Source organism: Pseudarthrobacter sp. HLT1-3 (genome assembly GCF_059383535.1).
On sequence record NZ_JBWZCJ010000003.1, the window covers coordinates 66,918 to 88,951 of the forward strand.

Annotated in this window: 18 protein-coding genes and 3 tRNA genes; 6 read left to right on the forward strand and 15 right to left on the reverse strand. The window is 67.7% G+C overall.

Annotated features, from left to right (window positions below; genetic code table 11):
* From AC50X9_RS03620 to AC50X9_RS03640, 5 genes are all read right to left on the reverse strand, one after another.
* Positions 1-74 (reverse strand) — tRNA-Ile (locus AC50X9_RS03620).
* An 81-nt stretch (positions 75-155) separates the two neighbouring features.
* On the reverse strand, positions 156-1,352 hold the full coding sequence (locus AC50X9_RS03625; RefSeq protein WP_494890330.1) for a glycosyltransferase: 1,197 nt from the start codon (positions 1,350-1,352) through the stop codon (positions 156-158).
* 95 nt (positions 1,353-1,447) lie between these two features.
* The gene (locus tag AC50X9_RS03630) at positions 1,448-2,353 is read right to left on the reverse strand and encodes a DMT family transporter (protein WP_494890332.1); all 906 of its coding nucleotides are present in this window, start codon (positions 2,351-2,353) and stop codon (positions 1,448-1,450) included.
* Positions 2,353-2,982, reverse strand: coding sequence for a CDP-alcohol phosphatidyltransferase family protein (locus AC50X9_RS03635; RefSeq protein WP_494890334.1), 630 nt, complete (start codon positions 2,980-2,982; stop codon positions 2,353-2,355). Before AC50X9_RS03635 ends, AC50X9_RS03630 begins: the two co-directional genes overlap by 1 nt.
* 55 nt (positions 2,983-3,037) lie before the next feature.
* Positions 3,038-3,937: a phage holin family protein gene (locus tag AC50X9_RS03640; protein WP_494890336.1), complete on the reverse strand. Its 900-nt coding sequence runs from the start codon at positions 3,935-3,937 to the stop codon at positions 3,038-3,040.
* 183 nt (positions 3,938-4,120) lie between these two features.
* Here AC50X9_RS03640 and AC50X9_RS03645 point away from each other — a divergent pair, with 183 nt between their 5' ends.
* Both AC50X9_RS03645 and AC50X9_RS03650 read left to right on the forward strand, forming a co-directional pair.
* The gene (locus AC50X9_RS03645; protein ID WP_494890338.1) at positions 4,121-5,344 is read left to right on the forward strand and encodes a multidrug effflux MFS transporter; all 1,224 of its coding nucleotides are present in this window, start codon (positions 4,121-4,123) and stop codon (positions 5,342-5,344) included.
* Between the two features lie 326 nt (positions 5,345-5,670).
* Complete coding sequence (locus tag AC50X9_RS03650; RefSeq protein WP_494890340.1) at positions 5,671-6,078, forward strand: hypothetical protein; 408 nt, start codon at positions 5,671-5,673, stop codon at positions 6,076-6,078.
* Between the two features lie 93 nt (positions 6,079-6,171).
* Here the strand turns inward: AC50X9_RS03650 and AC50X9_RS03655 are convergent.
* From AC50X9_RS03655 to AC50X9_RS03685, 7 genes are all read right to left on the reverse strand, one after another.
* Positions 6,172-6,244: transfer RNA gene (locus AC50X9_RS03655), tRNA-Asn, on the reverse strand.
* A 136-nt stretch (positions 6,245-6,380) separates the two neighbouring features.
* Positions 6,381-6,453, reverse strand: a tRNA-Asn gene (locus AC50X9_RS03660).
* Positions 6,454-6,567: 114 nt separating this feature from the next.
* Positions 6,568-8,508, reverse strand: coding sequence for a DNA primase (gene dnaG, locus AC50X9_RS03665; RefSeq protein WP_494890342.1), 1,941 nt, complete (start codon positions 8,506-8,508; stop codon positions 6,568-6,570).
* A 97-nt stretch (positions 8,509-8,605) separates the two neighbouring features.
* A complete protein-coding gene (locus AC50X9_RS03670; RefSeq protein ID WP_494890344.1) occupies positions 8,606-9,895 on the reverse strand; it encodes a deoxyguanosinetriphosphate triphosphohydrolase in 1,290 nt (429 codons plus the stop codon).
* On the reverse strand, positions 9,888-11,066 hold the full coding sequence (dusB, locus tag AC50X9_RS03675) for a tRNA dihydrouridine synthase DusB (protein ID WP_494890346.1): 1,179 nt from the start codon (positions 11,064-11,066) through the stop codon (positions 9,888-9,890). The genes AC50X9_RS03670 and dusB overlap by 8 nt, the downstream gene beginning before the upstream one ends.
* Positions 11,067-11,130: 64 nt before the next feature.
* Positions 11,131-12,558, reverse strand: a complete 1,428-nt coding sequence (locus AC50X9_RS03680; RefSeq protein ID WP_494890348.1) for a YibE/F family protein — start codon at positions 12,556-12,558, stop codon at positions 11,131-11,133.
* A 141-nt stretch (positions 12,559-12,699) separates the two neighbouring features.
* A complete protein-coding gene (locus AC50X9_RS03685) occupies positions 12,700-14,073 on the reverse strand; it encodes an FAD-binding oxidoreductase (RefSeq protein ID WP_494890350.1) in 1,374 nt (457 codons plus the stop codon).
* Positions 14,074-14,332: 259 nt separating this feature from the next.
* Between AC50X9_RS03685 and AC50X9_RS03690 the strand changes: the two genes are divergently transcribed.
* From AC50X9_RS03690 to AC50X9_RS03705, 4 genes are all read left to right on the forward strand, one after another.
* Positions 14,333-15,091, forward strand: coding sequence for an alpha/beta hydrolase (locus tag AC50X9_RS03690; RefSeq protein ID WP_494890352.1), 759 nt, complete (start codon positions 14,333-14,335; stop codon positions 15,089-15,091).
* On the forward strand, positions 15,091-15,966 hold the full coding sequence (locus AC50X9_RS03695) for a DUF1295 domain-containing protein (RefSeq protein ID WP_494890354.1): 876 nt from the start codon (positions 15,091-15,093) through the stop codon (positions 15,964-15,966). The genes AC50X9_RS03690 and AC50X9_RS03695 overlap by 1 nt, the downstream gene beginning before the upstream one ends.
* A 1-nt stretch (position 15,967) precedes the next feature.
* Complete coding sequence (locus AC50X9_RS03700) at positions 15,968-16,813, forward strand: lysophospholipid acyltransferase family protein (RefSeq protein WP_494890356.1); 846 nt, start codon at positions 15,968-15,970, stop codon at positions 16,811-16,813.
* 73 nt (positions 16,814-16,886) lie between these two features.
* Positions 16,887-18,335, forward strand: a complete 1,449-nt coding sequence (locus AC50X9_RS03705) for a short-chain fatty acid transporter (protein ID WP_494890358.1) — start codon at positions 16,887-16,889, stop codon at positions 18,333-18,335.
* Positions 18,336-18,422: 87 nt separating this feature from the next.
* Here the strand turns inward: AC50X9_RS03705 and AC50X9_RS03710 are convergent, their stop codons facing one another.
* The 3 genes from AC50X9_RS03710 to AC50X9_RS03720 form a co-directional block, all read right to left on the reverse strand.
* On the reverse strand, positions 18,423-19,457 hold the full coding sequence (locus AC50X9_RS03710; RefSeq protein WP_494890361.1) for a GNAT family N-acetyltransferase: 1,035 nt from the start codon (positions 19,455-19,457) through the stop codon (positions 18,423-18,425).
* 2 nt (positions 19,458-19,459) lie between these two features.
* Entirely contained in the window at positions 19,460-20,845 is a 1,386-nt protein-coding gene (locus tag AC50X9_RS03715) for a glycine--tRNA ligase (RefSeq protein WP_494890365.1), read from the reverse strand.
* A 179-nt stretch (positions 20,846-21,024) separates the two neighbouring features.
* Positions 21,025-22,014, reverse strand: coding sequence for a DMT family transporter (locus AC50X9_RS03720; protein ID WP_494890368.1), 990 nt, complete (start codon positions 22,012-22,014; stop codon positions 21,025-21,027).
* Between the last annotated feature and the right edge of the window lie 20 nt (positions 22,015-22,034).

Here is a 22,034-nt window from a genome sequence, read left to right on the forward strand (position 1 = left end):
TAGGGCTACTCGGACTTGAACCGAGGACCTTAGGATTATGAGTCCCGCGCTCTAACCAGCTGAGCTATAGCCCCGTGGCCCGGAAACCGTTCAGGCCCGCAAGGGGCCGGATGGTTTCCGGGCGAAAATCACTCTAACAATAGTAGTGGCCAGAATCAGACGACGAGGTCGTCGTAGCTCGCGCCGCGGTACAGATCTTCGAAGGCCTGCAGGGTGCGGCCGAGGCTGTGGTTCTCCACGATCCCCCGGCTCGCCTTGCCCATCGCCGCCAGCTCGTCCGCGGGAAGCGAGAGCACGCGGACCATTTTGGCCGCGAGGTCGTCGCTGTCATTGGGCGTGAACAGGTAGCCGTTTTCGCCGTCGTGCACGAGGTGAGGCAGCGCCATGGCGTCAGCGAGCAGCACCGGGGTGGAGGCGGACATCGCTTCGAGCGTCACGAGCGACTGCAGTTCGGCCGTGCCAGGCATGCAGAACAGGTCGGCGGTGAGGTAGGCCTGGCGGAGATCAGCGTCGCTGGCCAGTCCCAGGAATTTGACCCGGTCCTGCAGTCCGAGCCGGTCCACCTGAGCTTCGAGTGCCGGACGCACTTCGCCGCCGCCGACGACCTCGAGGTGGATGTCCATCTCCTTCGGCGTCTTGGCGACAGCGTCGATCAGGACATCGATGTGCTTTTCCTCGGCGAGCCGGCCGACGAACAGCACGGTGGGGCTCGAGTGGCGCTCCAGTTCCTCGCCGGGCTTGAGTTCGTAGGCCGCGGAGTCGATGCCGTTGGAGAGCGGCAGCACCTTTCGGAGGAAGGCGTGCTCATGCATTGCCCTGGCCGCCAGCGGCGTGGGGGTGGTGACGACGTCGGCCTGGCCCATGACCTTGCCCATGTCCCTCCAGGAAATCCGTCCCACGATGTCCTTGAACCACTGCGGGAAGGGCAGGAAGGGGTTCAGGTTCTCCGGCATGAAGTGGTTGGTCGCCACGATCCGGATGCCACGCTTGACGGCCTCGTACAGTACGTGTTCGCCGATCATGTAGTGGCTCTGGATGTGCACGACGTCGGGCTGGACGCGGTCAAACAGCAGGCTGATTTCCTTCTTGATCTCCCAAGGGAAAGTGATCCGGAAGTATTCGTGGGTGGGAACTGAGTGCGAGCGGATCCGGTGGACTGTTCCTTCGTCACCGAACTCCGTGTAGCTCTTGCCCTTATCGGGGCGGCAGGCAAGGACGTGCACGTCATGTCCTCGCGCCTTCATCCCCTTGGCCAGGCGGTAGCTGAACATGGCAGCACCATTGACGTGGGGCGGGTAAGTGTCCGCGGCAATCAGTATGGTCAGCGGGTGCTGGTTGTCGGGCATGGTCACGTGGAGAGCTCCTGGTGGTCACGGTGCGGGCAGCTGGGACGGTCGTGGCCGTCTGCGCAGGCCTGCCAGGCCTACTGCTGAGGTCTGGTTTTGTCCTATGACACCCGGCCCGCGGCCTTCCGCGCGTCCTTCTTGCGCTTGGTGACTTCGGGATGGTGCCTGGACAAGGCGATCACTCCCACGATAGCAAGCGATCCGGCTGCCCCCATGGCAATCGCCGTCACGGCGTGGACATCGGGGCGCAGTTCGCCGAGGATGGTGATGCCGATCGCGATGCCGACGATCGGGTCGATCACCGTCAGCCCGGCAATCACGAGGTCCGGCGGGCCACCGGAGTAGGCGTTCTGGACGAACCACGAGCCAAGGCCGCCGGCGGCCGCGAGGGCCACGACCGAATACCACGGCACATTCAGCACGCCGAGCCCGTTCGGGTCCAGCAGGTGCTTGCCGATAATGCGGGTCAGTACGGCGACGAAGCCGAACAGGATGCCCGCGCCCAGGATGTAGATGAAGGCGCTCATCCGGTGCTTGAACATCAGGGCGAGTGTGCCGAACAGCCCGACTGCCAGGGCCAGCAGCAGCACAATCGTGAGCTCGTCCGAGGAACTGACCCGGTGGTTCTCCTGGGTCACGTTGACGGCCAGCAGCACAAAGAGGGCCGAACCCGTGACGCAGGCGGAGATCGCAACGACCGTCGCCCGGTTGATGCTCAGGCCCTGGTCCTTGCTGTTGACGATTGTGGTGATGACCAGCGCGATCGCCCCGATCGGCTGGACCACAGTCAAGGGCGCCATGACCAGGGCGACGGCGTTCATCGCCATGCCCACACAAAGCAGCAGCAGACCGAACACCCAGCGGGGGCTGCGGATCAGACGGAGCATACCGTGGGTGCTGAGCGCGAGTCCGCCGGTGTCGGCTTTGACCGCGCTGCCCTGGCGCTGGGCGCCGAACGCGAGGCAGAACGCGCCCAGCACAGCAAGGAGTACCGCGAACCACACCATCAGCGCGTGCCGCCGTCTGCCGGGGTGTCCCTGAGCCGTCTGCCCTTGCGGATGATCGCCCAGAAGTAGTTGTAACCGGCGATCCAGTGCCCCACGAGCCCCAGCCCGAGGAAGATCCAGGCGGCCACGAAGTACGCCTCGGTGCCCGGGATTGGGAGCTTCGACAGGACGAGCAGCGGTGTGCCGACCAACAGCAGTGCCGTCCGGATTTTTCCGGTCCTGCTGACCGGCAGGTCGGGGTGGCCGTGGAAATAGTAGAGCGACAGTGTGAGCAGGATGGCGTCCGGCACGAGCAGCGCCGTGAGGTACCACCACTCCACGACGCCGGCGATCACCAGCGTGATGGCGACCGCGATCAGCGACAGCCTGTCCGCGATGGGATCCATGACCCGCCCGAGGTTGGACATTTGGTCGAACCGGCGGGCGACATAGCCGTCCACCCAGTCCGTGCTGCCCATGATGGCCAGGACCAGGGCGGCGAAGCCGTATTCCTGCGCCCCGAGCACGAGCCAGATGAACAGCGGGACGCCGAGGAACCGCACCACGGTCAACACGTTAGGGATCGTGACGACCCTGTCGTGGTGGATCTGGGCCTGACCAGGCCGGGAACCAGCGCCGATAAACTTCATCCAGTTCCCCTTTCCGTGGCCGGCAACGTTCGGGCGTCGCAGTTCAGCGGGCTGCCTAGCCCTTGATCAGTTTGCGCAGCAGGAACACGAGCGCGGCGGCCGAGGCGGTCAGTGCCACGAGCGGCTTCCACCGCTGGCCAAGCTGGCTGGGCACGCCGGTGCCGGCGTTGTCCGCAGCGGTTCCGGCCGACGTCGTTCGCCGTTTCGCCGTGCGTTCGGCCGCGGCCCGGAAACCGACGATCTTGTCGCTGAGCTGTTCCTTGCCGCCCTGCAGTTTGACTTGGGCCGTTGCCAGCAGGGCCTGCGCCTGGGTCTTGACGTCCAGTTCCTCGTCGAGTTCATCGCGGACTCCGGTGAGGTGCGTGCGGCGCTGGTCCAGCCGGCGTCGCAGTTCCGCTTCAGTGGGCGGCGGGCCGAACTCAGGCTCGGCGGCCTTCTTGGCTTCCTTCTCGGCTTTGGCCTTGGCCGCGGCTTCTGCTTTGGCGGCCTTGGCTGCTTTGTACTGCTCGGATTCAGGATCCAGCACGGCGGGATCGAAGGCGGAGCCCTCCTTGGCGATGCCGAGGTCGTACTTGAGCCCGCGGAGGGTATCTTCCGGAACCAGCGGCATGGCCTTCTTAAACTTGCGGACGCCGACCAGGCCGACGATAAGGGCGATCAGCAGGAAGACTCCGCAGACCAGAAGGGCCGCGAGCCAGGCGGGCATGATCGTGGCCAGGCCCATGATGGCGGCGACGATGAGGCCGATGACCAGGAATGCTACGAAGACGATGGCGACGCCGAGAAAGGCGGCGGCGACGCCGACCTGGATGCCCTTGCGCTTGATTTCGGCCTTGGCGAGGGCAATCTCGTCGTTGAGCTGCCGCGGAGCCAGTTTGGCGATCAGTTTCAGGGTTCTGGGCAGCGCGGAAATGCGCAGCCCCGCGCTTGTCCCGCCGCTGTGACGTCCGCTCATCGGTCCCGCCTAACTGGTTACATCTGTGATTCCGCTTCCGCGGGCTCGCCGGTCTGGGCAGCTTCATGCACGCCCCGGTGTCAAAACTACCATTCAGGCTCTGCGCCGGGCGCGGCGGCGGGCTGTGGCGCGCCCCCTTCCCGCACACCCGTACGGCTTTCGCGAGCCCTAGGATGGACCTCTGTGACGATACCCAGCAATCCCGGTGATTCCCTGAGCCGGCGCCGCAAGCTCCTCTACATTCTGATGCTGGGCGCCCTGACGGCTTTGGGTCCGTTCACCGTGGACTTGTACCTTCCGGCCTTCCCGGCGCTGGAGGAAAGCCTGGGCGTCTCGGAGGCGGCCGTGCAGCTGACGCTGACCGGCACCACGATCGGCTTTGCCCTGGGCCAGCTGGTGGTGGGCCCGCTCAGTGACAAGTTCGGCCGGCGGATGCCGTTGATCCTGGCGACTGCGGTGCACATCGGGGCCTCCCTCGGCGCGGCACTGTCAACCGACATCTCGACGCTGGGCTTCTTCCGGGTGCTGATGGGAATCGGCGCGGCGGGCGGCGGCGTGGTGGCGATGGCCATGGTGCGGGACCTGTTCAGCGGCTTTGCCATGGTGCGGATGTTCTCCCGGATGGCCCTGGTCAACGGTCTGGCACCGATCCTCGCGCCGGTGATCGGTTCGCAGCTGCTGCTGTTTATGCCGTGGCCGGGGATCTTCTTCTTCCTGGCCGGTTATGGGATGTGTGTCTTCATCGCCGCGCTGTTCGTGGTGCGGGAAACGCTGCCACGGGAAGTCCGTGGCAAAACTGGCATGACCGCGCGCCAGCGTTACGGCGTGCTGTTCGCGGACCGGATCTTCGTTGGTCTGCTGATGGTGGGCGGGATGAACTTCGCCGGGCTGTTCACCTACCTTTCCGCGTCGCCGTTCCTGTTCCAGGGCGTCTACGGCTTCAGCCCGCAGCAGTATGGGCTGCTCTTCGGAGTGAATTCGCTGGGCATTGTCGCGGGCGTGCAGACCAGTTCCCGGCTTGTCCGGCGGATTCCGCCGCAGTGGATTCTGGCTGGCTCCACGGCGTGGATGTTTCTCATGGCGGTGCTGATCGTCATCTTCGACCAGCTGGGCTTCGGGCTGTGGGGCGTGATGGTGCCGCTGTGGTTCTACATCCTCGGGGCCGGCTTCACGTTCCCCTGCGTCCAGGTCCTGGCGCTGGCCAAACACGGCGCGCAGGCCGGCACCGCGGCGTCCCTGCTCGGCGCCGCCACGTTCCTGATGGCCGGCCTCATCTCGCCGGTCGTGGGCTGGTTCGGCGTCAGTTCCGCCACGCCGATGGGCGCCGTCCAGGCTGCGTGCATCTTTCTGGCCGCGGCCGCCCTGTGGTTCATCGTCAGGCCCCGCACGGTCCCGTCGATCCAGTAGCCGGTTCCCGGCACCGCCTCCCTGGACCGCCCCTCCCTTGCGGACACACCCGCCCCGGGGAGGACATGCCCTGTGGTCGCGGCCAGAGGTGGGCATAGTGGGATCATGTCCACGCCCCAGCCAGAGCGCGGGGCATGTCCTGGCGGCGGGGTGGGGCAGAGTGAGTTCGCCACTGGGGACGTGCCCAGTGGTCGCGGCCAGAGGTGGGCATAGTGGCATCATGTCCACTCGCCAGCTCGAGCGCGGTGCATGTCCGACCGGGGAACTCCTGCGCTGCTCGCCGCGGACCCTGTTCCCTTCCGACCCCGGGCGATAAAGTTGTAGATGTGCCCCACTGGCAGGATCATCCGCCCCTCCCCGCCACGTGGCAGCGGTATGACACCGGAATCCTGCCACTGTGGTGGGATCGCTTGTGCAGCCAGACCAGCCAGCAGTCCGCGGCACTCTTCGCGGCCGGGCTGTTCACCGAGGACCGCCGCCGGCCGATTGCCCAGTGGTACAACGCGGCCTTGGATGCTGCGCTGCTGGTCGCCCCGGAGTCCTCCCCCGAGTGGCCCGTGCAGCGCTTCGGTATTTTCTACGCCCCATCCGGGGGCGGCTTTACCCAGGTCCATTCCGCCCCGCACGAGTGGCACCCGCGCGAACCCCGCAAGTCCCCCACGGAGCGTGAGGCGTTCGAGGCGGCTGTGGCGGAGGCCGAGCGGTTCCTGCAGGTGGAGCTGTACTTCGTTTGAACGCAAACTTCAAACTTTGAACACTGCTAAGGCGCCGTAAGAGGGCAAAAAAGGTCCCGCACCGGGTTCATCACCGGGTGCGGGACCTGTCCGCTCCTCCTGCTGGACTTGAACCAGCAACCCTTCGATTAACAGTCGAATGCTCTGCCAATTGAGCTAAGGAGGAATGAAGCAGGTATGACATTAGCAAAGGTTTTCCCGGTTAGGAAATCGGCCCGTCACCCGTCTGCTTGAATCTCGGCTATACCCCCTGCGGGTATAAAAAAGTCCCCGTCCCGGTGACCCGGAACGGGGACTGCGCGCTCCTCCTGCTGGACTTGAACCAGCAACCCTTCGATTAACAGTCGAATGCTCTGCCAATTGAGCTAAGGAGGAATGAAGCGGATATAAGCCTAACAAACACCCGGCCGGGAAGCGAAATTGCGGCCGGACCGGACGGCCGGACGGGACGGCCAGGCGGGACCATCGGCGCGCGGCAGCATGGGACAGTCAGGCGTCCGAGCGCAGGGATCGTCGCTGCATTTCCAGCTGCATCAGCTCGCGGTTCAGCCGCTGGAACTCCTCCGGGTCGGCGGATGCGTCCAGGCGCTGCAGCTGTCCCATCTTGTCGGCCTTCACGCGGGTGATCTGCAGCTCGAACAGCCGCGCGAGGATGTCCCGGCAGTAGCGTATGACTCCATCGGCCGTGTTGGCCGGCAGCGGCACCACGGCGAGCTCTGACACGAGCGGGCGCAGCGGCTCGGGAACCTCCTGCAGCAGCTGTTCCACCCAGCGCACCGGGTCGGCCGCGAACGCCAGTCCGGTGGCACGGATGGCCTCGTGGATGGCGAGGTACGCCGGCGTCGAGAACCTGGCCTCGGAGAAACGCTGCCAGGTCTCACCTTCCAGCATCGCCGGCTGCTGCAGGGCAACCTCCAGCGCCTGCCGTTCCATCGCGGCCACGGGGTCGCGCGGGTCGGGCCGGTTGAAGGACGGCAGCCCCGGCGACGGCGGCAAGGGGGCAACGCCGGGTGCGGATCGCCCGGCGGGTGCGTACCCTGGGCCAGGGCCGCGGCCCTGGCCGTTGCCTTGCGCCGAGTGCTGGCCGGAACCGGAACTTCCCGACGGCGGCTGGGCCGCGCCGACGGCGCGGCTGACCTCCTCGACCGGCATTCCCAGCCAGCCGGACAGTTCCCGGGCGTAGCCGGGACGGATGGCGGCATCGCGGATCTGGGCGACGACCGGGGCGGATTCCCGCAGGGCAGCGATCCGGCCCTCAACGGTGTCCAGATTGTGCCGCTTCAGCGCGGCCCGGATGGCGAATTCAAACAGCGGGCGCCGGGTGTTGATCAGGTCCCGGACGGCCGCGTCGCCCTTGGTCTGACGCAGCTCGCAGGGATCTGCTCCGTTGGGCTCCACGGCGACGTAGGTCTGCGCGACGAAGCGCTGGTCCTCCTCGAAGGCGCGGAGGGCCGCCTTCTGGCCGGCGGCGTCGCCGTCGAAGGTGAAGATTATCTCGCCGCCGCTGCCGTCGTCGGAGAGCAGGCGGCGGGCAATCTTGATGTGCTCGGCTCCGAACGCCGTGCCGCAGGTGGCGACCGCCGTCGGGATCCCGGCGAGGTGGCAGGCCATCACGTCGGTGTAGCCCTCGACGACGACGAGCTGCCGGTCCTTGGCGATGTTGCGCTTGGCAAGGTCGATGCCGTAGAGGACCTGGGATTTCTTATACAGCGCGGTTTCGGGGGTGTTCAGGTATTTTGGGCCCTGGTCGTCCTCGTAGAGCTTGCGGGCGCCAAAGCCGATCGTGTCCCCCGAGATGTCGCGGATTGGCCAGATCAGCCGGCCGCGGAACCGGTCGTAAATCCCCCGGCCGCCTTCGGAAAACATCCCGGTGAGCTTGAGCTCGGGATCCGTATAGCCCTTCCCGCGGAGGTGCTTGAGAAGCGCATCCCAGCCCTGCGGGGCGTAGCCGACGCCGAACTGATCGGCCGCGGCGCGGTCAAAGCCGCGGTCGTGCAGGAAGTTGCGGCCCTCGGTGGCCCCCGGGGTGAGCAGCTGGGCGCGGAAGAACTCGTCCGCGACCTTGTGGGCGTCTAGCAGGCGCTGCCGCCGGCCGACTTCCTCGCGGTTCGGGCCGGAGCCGCCGTCCTCATAGCGGAACTCGAAGCCGATCCGGGCGGCCAGTTTTTCGACGGCCTCGTGGAATGACGTGTGGTCCAGTTTCTGCACGAAGGAGATGACGTCGCCGTCCTCGCCGCAGCCGAAGCAGTGGTACCGGCCCACCTGGGGCCGGACGGTGAAGGAAGGCGAGCGCTCGTCGTGGAAGGGGCACAGGCCCTTGTAGGAGCCCAGTCCCGCAACCTTGAGCGTCACGTAGCCGTCGACTACTTCCTTGATGTCCGTGCGCTGGCGTACTTCGTCGATGTCTTCGCGTTTGATCAGGCCGGCCACAGTGCCATCCTAGTCCCGCGCCCTGGCGACTCCGGCGCAAAACGGTACACTGCGGACAAGCTCACCCCGCAGGTCACCGCACCCCGCACCCCTCCGGTCACCACAGTGACGGCAGGCTGCCCACGAGCCGCTCGTACATTGCCAGCGCGGAGCCGTCGGTCAGTGACGCGACCTGGTCGATCACGACGCGCAGCCGTCCGCCGTCGTCCTCGGCGTCGCGCCAGTCTGCCGCGAACATCGGCTCCAGGTGGCGGTCCCCGGTGGCGCTGACGGCGGTGACGAGGGCGTGCAGGACCTCGCGCTGGCGCTCGTAGATGGGCTGCCGGTGCTCGGTGGTCATCACGAAGGTGGTGGCCAGGCCCTTCATCACGGCGATTTCCATCACGGTTTCGTCCGGAACGATCAGCTCGGCGTTGTAGCGGGTCAGGTTTTCCGGGCCGTAAACCGCGCGGGTGGCCGCCAGCGCGCTCTGGCAGAACCGGCCGATCAGCTGGCTGGTCATGTCCTTGAGCGCTGCCATGGATTTGCGGCTGCCGTTGGCCTCGCGGACCCACACACTCGTGGCTTCCAGCCGGGCCAGTGCCGCATCGATCGCGGCCGGGTCGTTGTGCGGCAGGTACCACTGCTTGGCATACCCGACGACGCGGGCGCGGTGGTCCGGGTTGTCCATCCAGCGCAGCTGGAAGTGCCCGGCGACGATCGCGTCCTCGACGTCGTGCACGGAATAGGAGATGTCGTCGGCGAGGTCCATGACCTGCGCCTCGAGGCAGGAGCGGCGCTCCGGGGCGTCCTCGCGGATCCAGTCGAAGATCGGCAGGTCGTCCTCGTAAGCGCCGAACTTACTGGTCCGCTCCCCGTGGATGATGGGGGCGTTCTCGGCCGACCAGGGGTACTTCGCGGCGGCGTCGAGGCTGGCGCGGGTGAGGTTGAGCCCGGCGGGACGCCCGTCGGGGGCGAGGACCTTGGGCTCGAGCCGGGTCAGCAGGCGCAGGGTCTGCGCGTTGCCCTCAAAGCCGCCGATCGCGTGGGCGACCTCGTTCAGGGCCGATTCGCCGTTGTGCCCGAAGGGCGGGTGGCCGAGGTCGTGGCTGAGGCAGGCGGTGTCGACAACGTCCGGGTCACAGCCCAGGGCACGGCCCAGCTCGCGGCCCACCTGGGCCACCTCGAGGCTGTGCGTGAGGCGGGTGCGGACGAAGTCGTCGGTGTCCGGTGCCACGACCTGGGTTTTGGCGCCGAGCCGGCGCAGCGCAGAGGAGTGCAGGACCCGGGCGCGGTCGCGTTCGAAGTCGGAACGGTAGGTGGACTTGGGCGGCTCCTCCACCCAGCGGGCGGTGTCGCGGGCCACGTAGCCGTCCAGCACGGGGGCGGTGGTCCTGGTTTCAGCCACCGGACACGTCCAGTTCCGCGTGGCAGATCTCGCGCGACTGCTCGGCGTCCATGGTGCGGTCCAGCAGCCAATCCTTGGGCAGGGCCACCTTCTTCGGCGAGCCTGCGCGGCCGCGGGGGCCTTCGGCGTCCCCTCCGGGGTAGGGCGAATCCAGGTCCAGCTGGTCCAGGGTCCCGCGGAGCACTTCGAGGCTTGTCACCATCGCGAGTTTGGTCCGCAGTTCGCTGCCGACCACGTAGCCCTTGAAGTACCAGGCCATGTGTTTGCGGATTTCACGCAGAGCCTTGCCCTCGTCCCCGAAAGTTTCGACCATCAGTTCGGCGTGCCGGTAGACGCTCTCTGCGACCTTCCGCAGATCCGGGGTGTGCCGCTTCTCGCTGCCTTCAAAGGCGGCCATGAGGTCGCCGAACAGCCACGGGCGGCCCTGGCAGCCGCGGCCCACCACCACACCGTCAACGCCGGTCTCGCGGACCATCCGGATGGCGTCCTCGGCGGACCAGATGTCGCCGTTGCCGAGCACCGGGATGTCGGGCAGGGCTTCGCGCAGCCGCGCGATCGCGGACCAGTCGGCCTGGCCGGAGTAGAACTGTGCCGTGGTGCGGCCGTGGAGTGCGACGGCGGCGACCCCGGAATCGCGCGCGATCCGGCCGGCGTCGAGGTAGGTGAGGTGGTCCTCGTCGATGCCCTTGCGCATCTTGATGGTCAGCGGGATGTTGCCCTGGGAGGCCTCCTTGACCGCGGTCCGGACGATCGAGGTGAACAGATCGATCTTCCAGGGCAGGGCTGATCCCCCGCCGCGCCGGGTCACCTTGGGCACCGGGCAGCCGAAGTTGAGGTCAATGTGGTCCGCGCGGTCTTCCTCGACGAGCATCCGGACGGCCTGGCCGACGGTGACGGGGTCCACGCCGTAGAGCTGGACGGACCGGACCTTTTCGTCGTCGTCGTGCGAAATGATCCGCAAGGATTCCGGTGTGCGCTCCACGAGGGCGCGGGATGTGACCATCTCCGCGACGTACAGGCCACCGCCGTATTCACGGCAGAGCCTGCGGAACGCGGAGTTGGTGATCCCCGCCATGGGAGCCAGGATCACGGGCGTGTCCACCGTCAGGGGGCCGAGCTTCAGGGGCGGGAGTTCCAGCTTGGGCGCGGGAGGGGTAGCTACAACAGTCACCCGTTCATTGTCTCAAAGCCGGGCAAATCGGCCCGATCCGCGCCGGCTATGTGGAAAACCGGCGTCAGTCCCGTGCTGCGGCGCGGCGGCCGCGGCGCCCGGCAGGCGCCTCGTTGACTTCAACGGCACGCGCGACGGCGTCGTCCTCCCGCCGGAGGTGGGCCTCGGCCTCCCGCCGCGGGCCGGCGCCATCCGGAGTGGCGACGCCGGGGGAACCGATCAGGGCGGGCCTGGCGCCGGCTGCCTTCATTCCCGTTGCCTTGACCACCAGCACCGCGATCAGCGTGGTGACCGGAATCGCCAGGACCAGCCCGACGGAACCCACGAGCGTGCGGATCACTTCTTCGGAGAGTTCGGCGCTGGTGAGCGCGTCACCCAGCGGCCGCTCGTAGAGCATGACCAGGATCAGCACGGGCAGGGCTGCACCGGCGTAGGCGAACGCGATCGTATAAACGGTGGAGGCGATGTGGTCCCGGCCGATCCGCATGGCGGAGGTGAAAAGCTGCCGGGCGGAAGTTTCCGGGGCCAGTTCCCAGAGTTCCCAAACCGCCGACGATTGGGTGATGGTGACGTCGTTGAGCACGCCCAGGCCGGAAATGATCAGGCCGCACAGGATGATGCCGGAGATGGAGATGTTGGCCGAGATGTTCGAGAGGGTGGCGGAATCGTGGCTGCCGACGCCGGCGAGGTTGGCGGCGTCGGTGGCCCACGCCGCCAGCAGCGCGGTAATAGCGAGACCGAACATGGTGCCGAGCAGAGCCGTGGAGGTCCGGGCGGAAAAGCCGTGGGCGAAGTACAGCACGCCGATCATGATTACGGTGGACCCTACGAGAGCCAGCAGCAGCGGCGGTTTGCCCTCCACCAGCCCCGGCAGCATAAAGGACACCAGCACGCCGTAGGCTCCCACGAGTCCGATCAGCGCGCGCAGCCCGCGCCAGCGCGCCACCGCGATCACAACGACGGCGTAGAGCACCGCCAGGAAGATGATCGGCAGGGTCCGGACAAAGTCGACGAAGATATAAGCGGGTGTGCCTTGGGCTTCGGCGGCCTGGGCCTTGGAGAGGTTCAGGTAGCGGATGTTGTCGCCGACCTTCACGCCGTGTGATTTGGCGACGTCGGGGTTGATGACCACCTTGACGGGGCTGCCGCCCTTGTCCGGGTCCGTGAACGCAAAGGTGCATTCCGATCCCTGTTGTGGTGCCGTCCCGGTCCCGGACGGTCCCTGCGCGACGGCGTCCATGCAGCTTCCGGTGACCACCCGCTGGATCTTTCCGGTGTCGAACGTGACTCCCGGAGCTGCCGCGTAGGGGCTGGCCAGCGTGATCCCCTCCTTGCTGCCCGAGGGCCACAGCAGGGCCATCGCCACGAGGGTCAGCAGTGTCAGCGGGATGAGGATGGCGGCCAGGATGAGGTTGGCCTTCTTCCGCGCGGCGAGCGCCTGGGGCGACGGAGCCGCGTGTCCTGGTGGGATGTGTGAATGTCCGGCGCCCATCAGCAGTTCAACCTCATGCCGAAGACTTTACGGTGTTTCGGGGTGTCATTATGACCCTGACGGCTGGCGCCGGTGTGACGCACGACGCCGGGGCGGGCGCCGGTGTCCCCCAGCGCCCGCCTCCGCCCACGCCCTGTCCGGTTAGGCCGGGGTGATGTTCTGGTTGACGTGGAAGAGGTTCTGCGGATCGTACTTGGCTTTGACCTCCCGCAGGCGCTTGTAATTCGGCCCGTAGTTCTCCGCGACCCTGCCCTGGTCGTCGCGGTCCATGAAGTTGATGTAGCCGCCGGGAGCCGAGTGCGGCCGCAGGGCCTCCGCATATTCGCGGACCCAGGCGACGTTCCTGTCATTGTCGGCCGGATCCTGCCAGAAGGCGGCAATGACCGGCGCGAACTTCACGTTCCGGTTGGCGAATGCTGTTTCGGTCGGACCCACCCGCTGCACGGCCCCGTCAATGGAGTAGAGGTGCACGGCGGTTTGTACCGTCGGAATCGTTGCCCCGTGGCGGATGTGCTCCTCGATGGCACGGTCAGTGAGCTCCGGCAGGAAGTCAGCTTTCCAGTAGCTCAGGAGGCCCTTGGGCTGCAGCGCATCGAAGGCCTGGTTCAGCGCCGGGTAGGGCATCGGTGCCACCATTGAGCCCGCCACCGGTGCGGCGTCGAGGAACGGCTGCCAGCGGGCGGGTCCCTCGGACGGGTCGCCGGTCCACATCCCGACCACCACGCAGACCGGCTTGCCATGCCACTCCTCGGGCAGGAACGGTACCGGGGGTCCAAGGGCGAATCCCAGGAAAACTCCCAGCTCTTCAGGCGCAGACGCCAGGTGGTCCCGGTAGAACTTCGACACCGTTTCGGCATGCTCCAGGGGGTAGGCGATGATGCCGACATGGACCATGTCCACCGGATGCAGGCGGTATTCCAGCGAGGTCACGACGCCGAAATTTCCGCCGCCGCCGCGCAGCGCCCAGAAGAGGTCGTCGTTCTCGCTCTCGCTGGCCGTCAGGAACTTCCCCTCGGCCGTGACAACGTCGGCGGAGATGAGATTGTCGCAGCTGAGCCCGTACTTGCGGCTCAGGTAGCCAATGCCCCCGCCGAGGGTGAGCCCTGCGACTCCGGTCGAACCAACGATCCCGCCCGTGGTCGCCAGCCCGAACGCGTGCGTGGCGTGGTTGAAGTCGGCCCACGTTGCGCCGGCTTCGGTCCTCGCCGTGCTGTTTGCCGGATCGACGCGGACGCCCTTGGTGTTCACGAAGTCGATGACCAGCGCGTCATCCCAGGTGCCAAAGCCCGGGGCGCTGTGCCCTCCCCCTCGGATGGCGAGGTCCAGGGAGTTGTCCCGGGCGAAGTTGACGCTGGCAATGACATCAGCCACCTGGGATACCCGGACCACGGCGGCCGGTTTTTTGTCGATCATCCCGTTGTGGACCGCGCGCGCGGCGTCGTACTCTTCGTCGCCTGCGGTGATGACCTGCCCACGGACCTGCTCGCGCAGGCTATCGAAGCTGTTTCCGTTCATTTTTTGTACCGTCTCATTTTCTGTATCGGGGAAAATGTGTCATGAGACCCGAATCGGGACGGTGGCCCGTGCTCCCACCGGCAGGAGTCCGGAGGTTTTACGAGCACAGGCCTACTCTTCCGGCCCGGCTCCGTCAAGGGGTTCCGGCCCCGGGCCAGCCAGCAGTCCCATCCTTGGCCGTCTCCGCTCCGAATGCTCAATGGACATGCGGGCACAGCGCCCTATCGTTGGACTTAACGGACAAGATGGAGGAGACGGCGTGGCCATACGGAAGATAGACGACCGCGACGCTGAAACGGGAGGTCCCGGCGCGGCTGCCAAGGCCGTCTTGAGCATCGACGGGGCTCGAGGGACAACCCGGGGAGTCGCGCTGGTCCTGCACGGCGGGCGCTCCAACAGCTACGAATCAGTCCGCGGCGGGCACCTGAGCCCGGCGCGGATGCTCCCCTTCGCCCGCGCCCTCCGCAGTGGCGCCGGATCCGACGGGCTGGCCGTCTGGACACTGCGGAACCGGTACCGCGGCTGGAACGGGAAGGACATGTCCCCCATTCAGGACGCCCGCTGGGCACTGTCCCACATCAGCCGCGATCACCCCGGCGTCCCCATTTTTCTCCTCGGCCACTCGATGGGCGGCCTGACCGCGCTCTGCGTAGCGGATCACCCGGAGGTGCGGGCCGTCGTCGCCCTCGCGCCCTGGCTCGATGCCAGGACCCCGGTGGAACCCCTGGCGGGCCGGCGCATCCTGATTGTCCACGGGACCGGGGACCGCTGGACCAGCCCCGCGAACTCGCTCGCCTACGCCCGCCGGGCCGAGGGCGTCGCGGAGTCCGTGGACTACGTCGCCCTCAAGGGGGCCGGACACTTTATGGTCCGCCGGCTGGGTCTGTGGAACTCGCTGGCCACCGGGTTCATCCTCGAGGCCTTCGCCCGCAGCGCCGGGCGGGAACTGCCGCCCGGTACGGACACGTTCCGCAGCCTCCTGCCCGCCTCCGGCGCCAGCCTCCCGGTGGTGCTGTGATGCCGGACTTTCCGTTCAGCGCCTTCCTCGCCAGCCTGCCGTGGGTGGCGGCGGGCCTCGTCGCTCTGCTTGCGCTGACGTTTGCCGTTGCCGTCCGCCAAAGCCGCCACTCGGTCATCGACACCGTCTGGGGCCTCGGCTTCGTCGTCGTGGCCGCGATCTCCTGGCTGCTCTCTGCCGGACACGGCGACGACGGCCGCCGGCTGCTGTTGCTGGCGCTCGTGGCCGTCTGGGGCATCCGGCTGGGTCTCCACATCGGCCTCCGGTCCCGTGGCGGGCACGAGGATCCGCGGTACGTGGACATGCTTTCCACGGCCCCCGGGTCCCGCAACGTGTACGCCCTGCGAAAGGTCTACCTGCCGCAGGGCGTGATCCTTTTTTTCGTTTCTCTCACCGTGCAGGTGGGGATGTTCAGCACCGGAAGCCTCGGCTGGCTGGCCTGGCTGGGCGTGCTGCTCTGGATCGTCGGTTTCGTCTTCGAGACGGTCGGCGACTGGCAACTGGGGCAGTTCAAGGCCGACCCGGCCAGGCGCGGGACGGTGCTCAACACCGGACTCTGGCGCTATACCCGGCACCCGAACTACTTCGGCGATGCGGCCGCCTGGACCGGGATTTTCCTCGTCGCCGCTGATTCCTGGCCCGGCGTGCTGACCGTCCTCTCCCCTGTCCTGATGATCTGGCTCCTCGCCGGCAAGTCGGGCAAGCCGCTCACCGAGAAGGCCATGTCCGGCCGCCCCGGCTACCAGGAATATGTGGAATCCACCTCGGGGTTCCTGCCCCTGCCGCCGCGCCGGCCGCAGGGCAGTGGGCCCCAGCCCGGCGGACCCCAGGCAGGCGGCCAGCAGCCAGGCGGACAGCAGCCAGGCGGGCGCTGAAATGCCTTGGCGGCCCCGGCCCAACGACCGCTTCTACCGGGCCATTGTCCGCGCCGGGAGGTCGCTGCGCGGGCTGTTCCGGATCCGGGTGATCGTCACCGGAGAGGAGCACCTTCCGGCGCCGGATCCTGGCGGCCATGCCCCCCGAAGTGGTGCCCCGCACAGCTCCTCCCGCCGCGTCGTCCCGGGCCGGGGCGCCGTCATCGCGGTGACGCATTTCGGCTACCTCGACTTCGCCTTTGCCGAACTGCTGCTGTGGTCGCACAGCAGGACCCAGCTGCGGTTCCTGATCACCCAGGCGGCCGCCGATCACTGGTTGGCCGGGCCCGCGGTCAGCGCCGCCGGGCACGTCGTCGTCGGGTACGGACCCGGAACCGACGCCTACGACGCCGCCGTCGCCCGGCTCCGCGACGGCGAGTACATCGCGATCCTGCCGGAGGCCGGTGTCAGCCGCAGTTTCCGGGTGCGCGACTGCAAGACCGGCGCCGTGCGGATGGCCGCCCAGGCCGGCGTGCCCGTCATCCCCGTCTCGATCTGGGGCGCGCACCGGCTGATGACCCGGGAGCACGGCTTCTCCCCCGCCCGTGCCTGGCGCGCCCCGGTCCGGATTCACGTCGGCGAACCCGTGATCGTGGACCAGGCCCGCGACGCCCGGCCCGCCACCGAAGTGCTGCGTGCGACGCTGCAGGCCGGCATCGATGCCTGCATCGCGGACTTCCCGCTGGAACCAGGACCGGGCGCGTGGTGGATGCCGGCGGACCTTGGCGGCGGTGCCCCGACCGAGGAGGAACGGCAGCGCCTGGACGAGGCGGAAGGTCCGCGGCGCGCAGGCGGCCGGCGCCGATAAGCCCGGATTCCGAGATTTTCATCACTAAACTCCAACGGGTACAAAATCGCACCCAATGGAGAGGGACTCCCCTGTGGCAAACACAGTCCTGACAAAAAGCGGCATCGGCGAAGAACGCGGCCTTGCCCGCGTTGCCCAGCGGATGGCGGCGTGGACCGAGAAATGGTTCCCGGACGCCTATATCTTCGCGCTGGCCGGCGTCATCATCATCGCCGTCGCCGCCCTGGCCATCGGCGCCTCGCCGCAGTCCATCGCCGATTCGTTCGGCAACGGGTTCTGGGACCTGACCGCCTTCACCCTGCAGATGGCCATGGTGGTGCTGACCGGCTATGTCGTCGCCACGTCCCCGCCCGTGGCCAAGCTGATCAACCGGCTGGCCCTCATCCCGGCGACGGCCCGCACCGCGGTGAGCTTCGTGGCGCTGATGTCGATGTCGGTGTCCTTCCTCAACTGGGGCCTCAGCCTCATCTTCGGCGGCCTGCTGGCCCGCGCCATCGCCCGCCGCAAGGAACTGACCGTGGACTACCGCGCGCTCGGCGCCGCGGCCTTCATGGGCCTCGGTGCCGTCTGGGCGCTCGGTCTGTCCTCCTCGGCCGCGCAGCTGCAGGCCACGGCGGCCTCGCTGCCGCCAGCCCTGCTGAAGATCACCGGCATCCTGGACTTCGGGACCACGATCTTCACCTGGCAGTCGCTGCTCACCCTGGCCATCCTGATGGCGCTCACCACGGTGATCGCGCACTTCTCGGCACCGCAGGGCGGATCCATCCGCACCGCGGAGGATCTCGGCGTCGACCTTGACGACGAACCGAGCGAATCGGAGCCGCGCTCGCGCCCGGGCGAATGGCTGGAGTTCAGCATGATCCTGCCCATTTTGGCCGGCGTCCTGACGCTCGGCTGGCTGGTCTCGCAGTTCCTGACCAAGCCCTTCCTGACCGTGGTGAGCAGCCTCAACGGGTACCTGCTGGTCTTCCTGATCCTGGGCCTGGTGCTGCACGGCACACCGCGGAACTTCCTGCAGGCCGTCACCAAGGCCGTCCCGGCGACGGCCGGCATCCTGGTCCAGTTCCCGCTGTACGCCGCGATGGCGGCGATCCTGACCAAGGCCACCGGCCACGGCGGCCTGACCATCTCGGCTCATCTGGCCGAGTTCTTCACGCAGATCGGCAGCGGCGGCGGGTTCGCCGTCGTGATTGCGCTGTACACGGCCCTGCTGGGCCTGCTGGTCCCCTCGGGCGGCGGCAAGTGGCTGGTCGAGGCGCCGTATGTGATGCAGTCCGCCACCGATGTGCAGATGAACCTCGGCTGGACGGTGCAGATCTACAACATCGCCGAGGCCCTGCCGAACCTGATCAACCCGTTCTTTATGCTGCCGCTGCTGGCGGTGCTCAGGCTGCGGGCCCGGGACCTGGTCGGCTTCACGTTCCTGCAGTTCGTCTTCCACCTTCCGGTGGTGCTGCTGCTCGTCTGGCTCCTCGGGATGACGTTCGATTTCGTTCCGCCGGTGATGCCGCCGGGCAAGTAGCCCCGCAGCGGTTCACCCGTTTGACGCCTTAACGCAGCCGCCCCGCAATAGTGAAAACTACTGCGGGGCGGCTGCGTTAACGGACGGCTAGACCGGGTCGGAGACGACCAGGGTCTCGGCTCCCTGAAGGCGGGCCTGGCCGCTCTCCAGCAGGGGCTCGACGACGGCGCGCAGCGCCTCCATCGAGTCGTCCAGTTCCAGCACCACGGGGTGGTTGAACGCAATCAGCGCCAGCAGGTCCCGGACGGCGGCCCGGGCCTCGTCCTCGGCGAGTTTGGGCTCGTGGCCCAGGAACACGTCGGTGGGCCACCCGGAGGCGGCTGCGCCCTGCCCTGCTGCGTCCTGCCCTGAGGTGCCATGCCCCGCCGCGTCCGCGCCGGGGGCAAGCTCGGCGTAGCTGATCGCGAAGGCCTGGAGCTGGCCCTTCCGGCTGGCCGGCACGCCCTGGCCGAAGGCGCTGGCCTTCGGCGCCCGCAGCACGATGGCGCCGTGGGCTCCGCTGAGTTCGTCCAGGAACAAACGCTGGACCGTGCCGATGCCGAGCTCGCCGGGGCTGTCCCAGGCGTGAACCGCCGTGTAGTACCGGCCCACCACGTCGCTGAGCTCCACCGAACCGGTGGCGAGGTCCTCGACCTGCTCGGCGGCCGCAGCCTCCGAGCCGTCGCCGAAGACGGGCAGCTTGAGCGAACCGGGCTCCACGACGACAAGCCGGGAGCGCTGGATCGGGGCCAGGCCCGCCGCCTCGGCGAAGGCCGCGCCGGGCGTGCCCGGCTCCACCTTGGTCCGGAGCCGGGAGACGCCCGACGGCGACTGTGCGGCTTCATGCCGCAGCATGGTCAGCAGCGTGGAGCCGACGCCGGTGCGGCGGTGCTGCCGGTCGACCTCGATGTAGGCCCAGAGCCGCTGCGGGTGCAGCGCGGCCTCGTGGATCACGCCGGCCGCGACCGGGATCGCCACGCCGTCGACGACGTCCTCGGCCACGACGCAGCGGCGCCACGGCGCGTTCCCCGAAGGTGCCAGGGTGCCGCGGAACTGCCGGGCCTGCTCGGTTTCGGGCCCGCCCCAGATTTCGAGCAGGGCGAGGTCGTCGCCGTCGCGCCATTCACGGTAGGTGATCGCCACGATCAGGCGCCGATCAGCCGTGCGGCCAGGTAGCCCTCCACCTTGTCCAGGGAGACGCGTTCCTGGCTCATGGTGTCACGTTCGCGGATCGTGACGGCCTGGTCGTCCAGGGTCTCGAAGTCCACGGTGATGCAGAACGGGGTGCCGATTTCGTCCTGGCGGCGGTAGCGGCGGCCGATCGCGCCGGCGTCGTCGAACTCGATGTTCCAGTTTTTGCGCAGCTGGGCGGCGAGGTCCTTGGCCTTCGGGGACAGGTCCTCGTTGCGGCTCAGCGGCAGCACGGCTGCCTTGACCGGGGCCAGGCGCGGATCGAGCTTGAGCACGGTGCGGATGTCGACTCCGCCCTTGGCGTTGGGGGCCTCGTCCTCGGTGTACGCGTCGATCATAAACGCCATGAAGGAACGGGTCAGGCCGGCCGCCGGTTCAATCACGTACGGGGTGTAGCGCTCGTTGGTGGCCTGGTTGAAGTAGCTCAGGTCCTGGCCGGACGCCTTGGAGTGGGTGGACAGGTCGAAGTCGGTGCGGTTGGCGATGCCTTCGAGCTCGCCCCACTCGGAGCCGTGGAAGCCGAAGCGGTATTCGATGTCCGTGGTGCCCTTGGAGTAGTGGCTGAGTTTCTCCAGCGGGTGCTCGAAGAAGCGCAGGTTGTCTTCCCGGATGCCGAGGGAGGTGTACCAGGACATCCGCTCCTTCATCCAGTACTGGTGCCACTGCTCGTCGGTGCCGGGTTCGACGAAGAATTCCATTTCCATCTGCTCGAACTCGCGGGTGCGGAAGATGAAGTTGCCCGGCGTGATCTCGTTGCGGAAGGACTTGCCGATCTGGCCGATGCCGAACGGGGGCTTCTTGCGCGAGGTGGTGAGCACGTTGCTGAAGTTGACGAAGATGCCCTGGGCCGTCTCGGGGCGCAGGTAGTGCAGGCCCTCCTCGCTGGCCACCGGGCCGAGGTAGGTCTTGAGCAGGCCGGAGAACTCCTGCGGTTCGGTCCATTCGCCGCGGGTGCCGCAGTTGGCACAGGCGATGTCCTTGAGGCCGTTCTCGGCGGGACGGCCCTTCTTCTCCTCGTATTCTTCCTCGAGGTGGTCCGCGCGGTAGCGCTTGTGGCAGGAGAGGCACTCAACGAGTGGGTCGGAGAACACATCGACGTGGCCGGACGCTTCCCAGACCTGGCGGGGCAGGATCACGGAGGAGTCCAGGCCGACAACATCCTCGCGGCCGCGGACCACGGACTGCCACCACTGGCGTTTGATGTTTTCCTTCAGCTCGGCACCCAGGGGCCCGTAGTCCCAGGCGGAACGCGACCCGCCATAGATCTCACCGGCCTGGAATACGAAACCCCGGCGCTTGGCGAGGGAAATGATCTGGTCGAGGACGGATTTTGCTGCCATGGGAACTAACTCCAGTTTCTACAGGGCCGCTGGGTGCGGTCCGTGGTCTCAGCCCCGGTACACCGGCTGGTTGCCGGACGGGACACTGCCAATAACGCAAGACTTAAACACAAAACTGCCCGCACACAGCAAACAGCTATTGCTCGATGATGGCGGCGCAGGACGGTGCGCCTCCTAGCCTACCGGCCTGCCGGCTTCCGGCGCTGCCGCAGGGCGCCCCTGGGCCAGGGCAGGCTTGCGAGCACAATCGCGGCCAGGGTCAGCACGGTCCCGAGCACCGTGGGCAGCTCGACTGTGGTGCCGGGCAACGGGAACGCCAGGTCCAGTCCCAGGGAGCCGAGCAACTGCCCGGCGATCATGCCGAGCCCGGTCACCAGCACGCCCAGGCTGCGGACAAGCACAGCGCCGACGACGATAAAGACGCAGCCCAGCGGCCCGCCAAGGTAGAACCACCAGTCCCCCGGGAGCGGGTTGCCGGGGCCCGCGACGGCGATCTTGACCAGCCAGGCGGCCCAGAGCAGGACCCCGCCGGTCACGAAGTTCATCAGGGTCGCGGCGATGGGCGTGCCGTAGTGCACGGCGGCGGTGCCGTTCATTGCCTGTTGGAAGCTCATCAGGAATCCGGCCAATACCGGCAGGAACAGGGGAACCAGCAGCTCCGCCGGCCCCGGACCGGCGCCGGCGAGGCGCGGCGATACCGCCCAGGCGACGGCGGCGACGGTCAGGACACTGCCGATCACCCGGATGCCGGTGACGGATCTGCGGCCGCCCGGGCCGATCCCCATCCGGTCCACGAACAGCCCGCTGAGGGTCTGTCCGGTTACGGTCGCGACGGTGAAGAGGGCCACACCCAGCAGACCGACGGTGAACGACTGCGCGAAGACGAAGAACGCGCCGATGAAGCCCGCCAGGACGTAGTAGGGCGGGAACCGGCGCTCCCGGAGGGCCGGCAGGATCTGCCGGAGCCCGGACCGGCCCCGCGGCAGCGCCAGCGAAATCGCGGCCATCAGCACCAATCCGGTGGTGAAACTCACCACGGCGGCGGCGATTCCGTCCGCGAGCGCCACCCCCAGCGCGCCGTTGATCCTGCCCTGCACGGGCATCAGGAGCCCGGCGGCCACCGCGAGGGGGAGCCCCGCGAGAAACGGAAGCCGGGGCGTGTGCGTCATTGTGGTCACCTTACGTCAGG

Bases quoted from the DNA above. Each gene is read 5' to 3' on its own strand.
- AC50X9_RS03635 (WP_494890334.1), bottom strand. From the start codon at position 2,982: ATGAAGTTTATCGGCGCTGGTTCCCGGCCTGGTCAGGCCCAGATCCAC.
- AC50X9_RS03685 (WP_494890350.1), bottom strand. From the start codon at position 14,073: ATGAACGGAAACAGCTTCGATAGCCTGCGCGAGCAGGTCCGTGGGCAG.
- AC50X9_RS03715 (WP_494890365.1), bottom strand. From the start codon at position 20,845: ATGGCAGCAAAATCCGTCCTCGACCAGATCATTTCCCTCGCCAAGCGC.
- AC50X9_RS03700 (WP_494890356.1), top strand. From the start codon at position 15,968: ATGCCTTGGCGGCCCCGGCCCAACGACCGCTTCTACCGGGCCATTGTC.
- AC50X9_RS03630 (WP_494890332.1), bottom strand. From the start codon at position 2,353: ATGGTGTGGTTCGCGGTACTCCTTGCTGTGCTGGGCGCGTTCTGCCTC.
- AC50X9_RS03695 (WP_494890354.1), top strand. From the start codon at position 15,091: ATGCCGGACTTTCCGTTCAGCGCCTTCCTCGCCAGCCTGCCGTGGGTG.
- AC50X9_RS03720 (WP_494890368.1), bottom strand. From the start codon at position 22,014: ATGACGCACACGCCCCGGCTTCCGTTTCTCGCGGGGCTCCCCCTCGCG.
- AC50X9_RS03640 (WP_494890336.1), bottom strand. From the start codon at position 3,937: ATGAGCGGACGTCACAGCGGCGGGACAAGCGCGGGGCTGCGCATTTCC.
- AC50X9_RS03680 (WP_494890348.1), bottom strand. From the start codon at position 12,558: ATGGGCGCCGGACATTCACACATCCCACCAGGACACGCGGCTCCGTCG.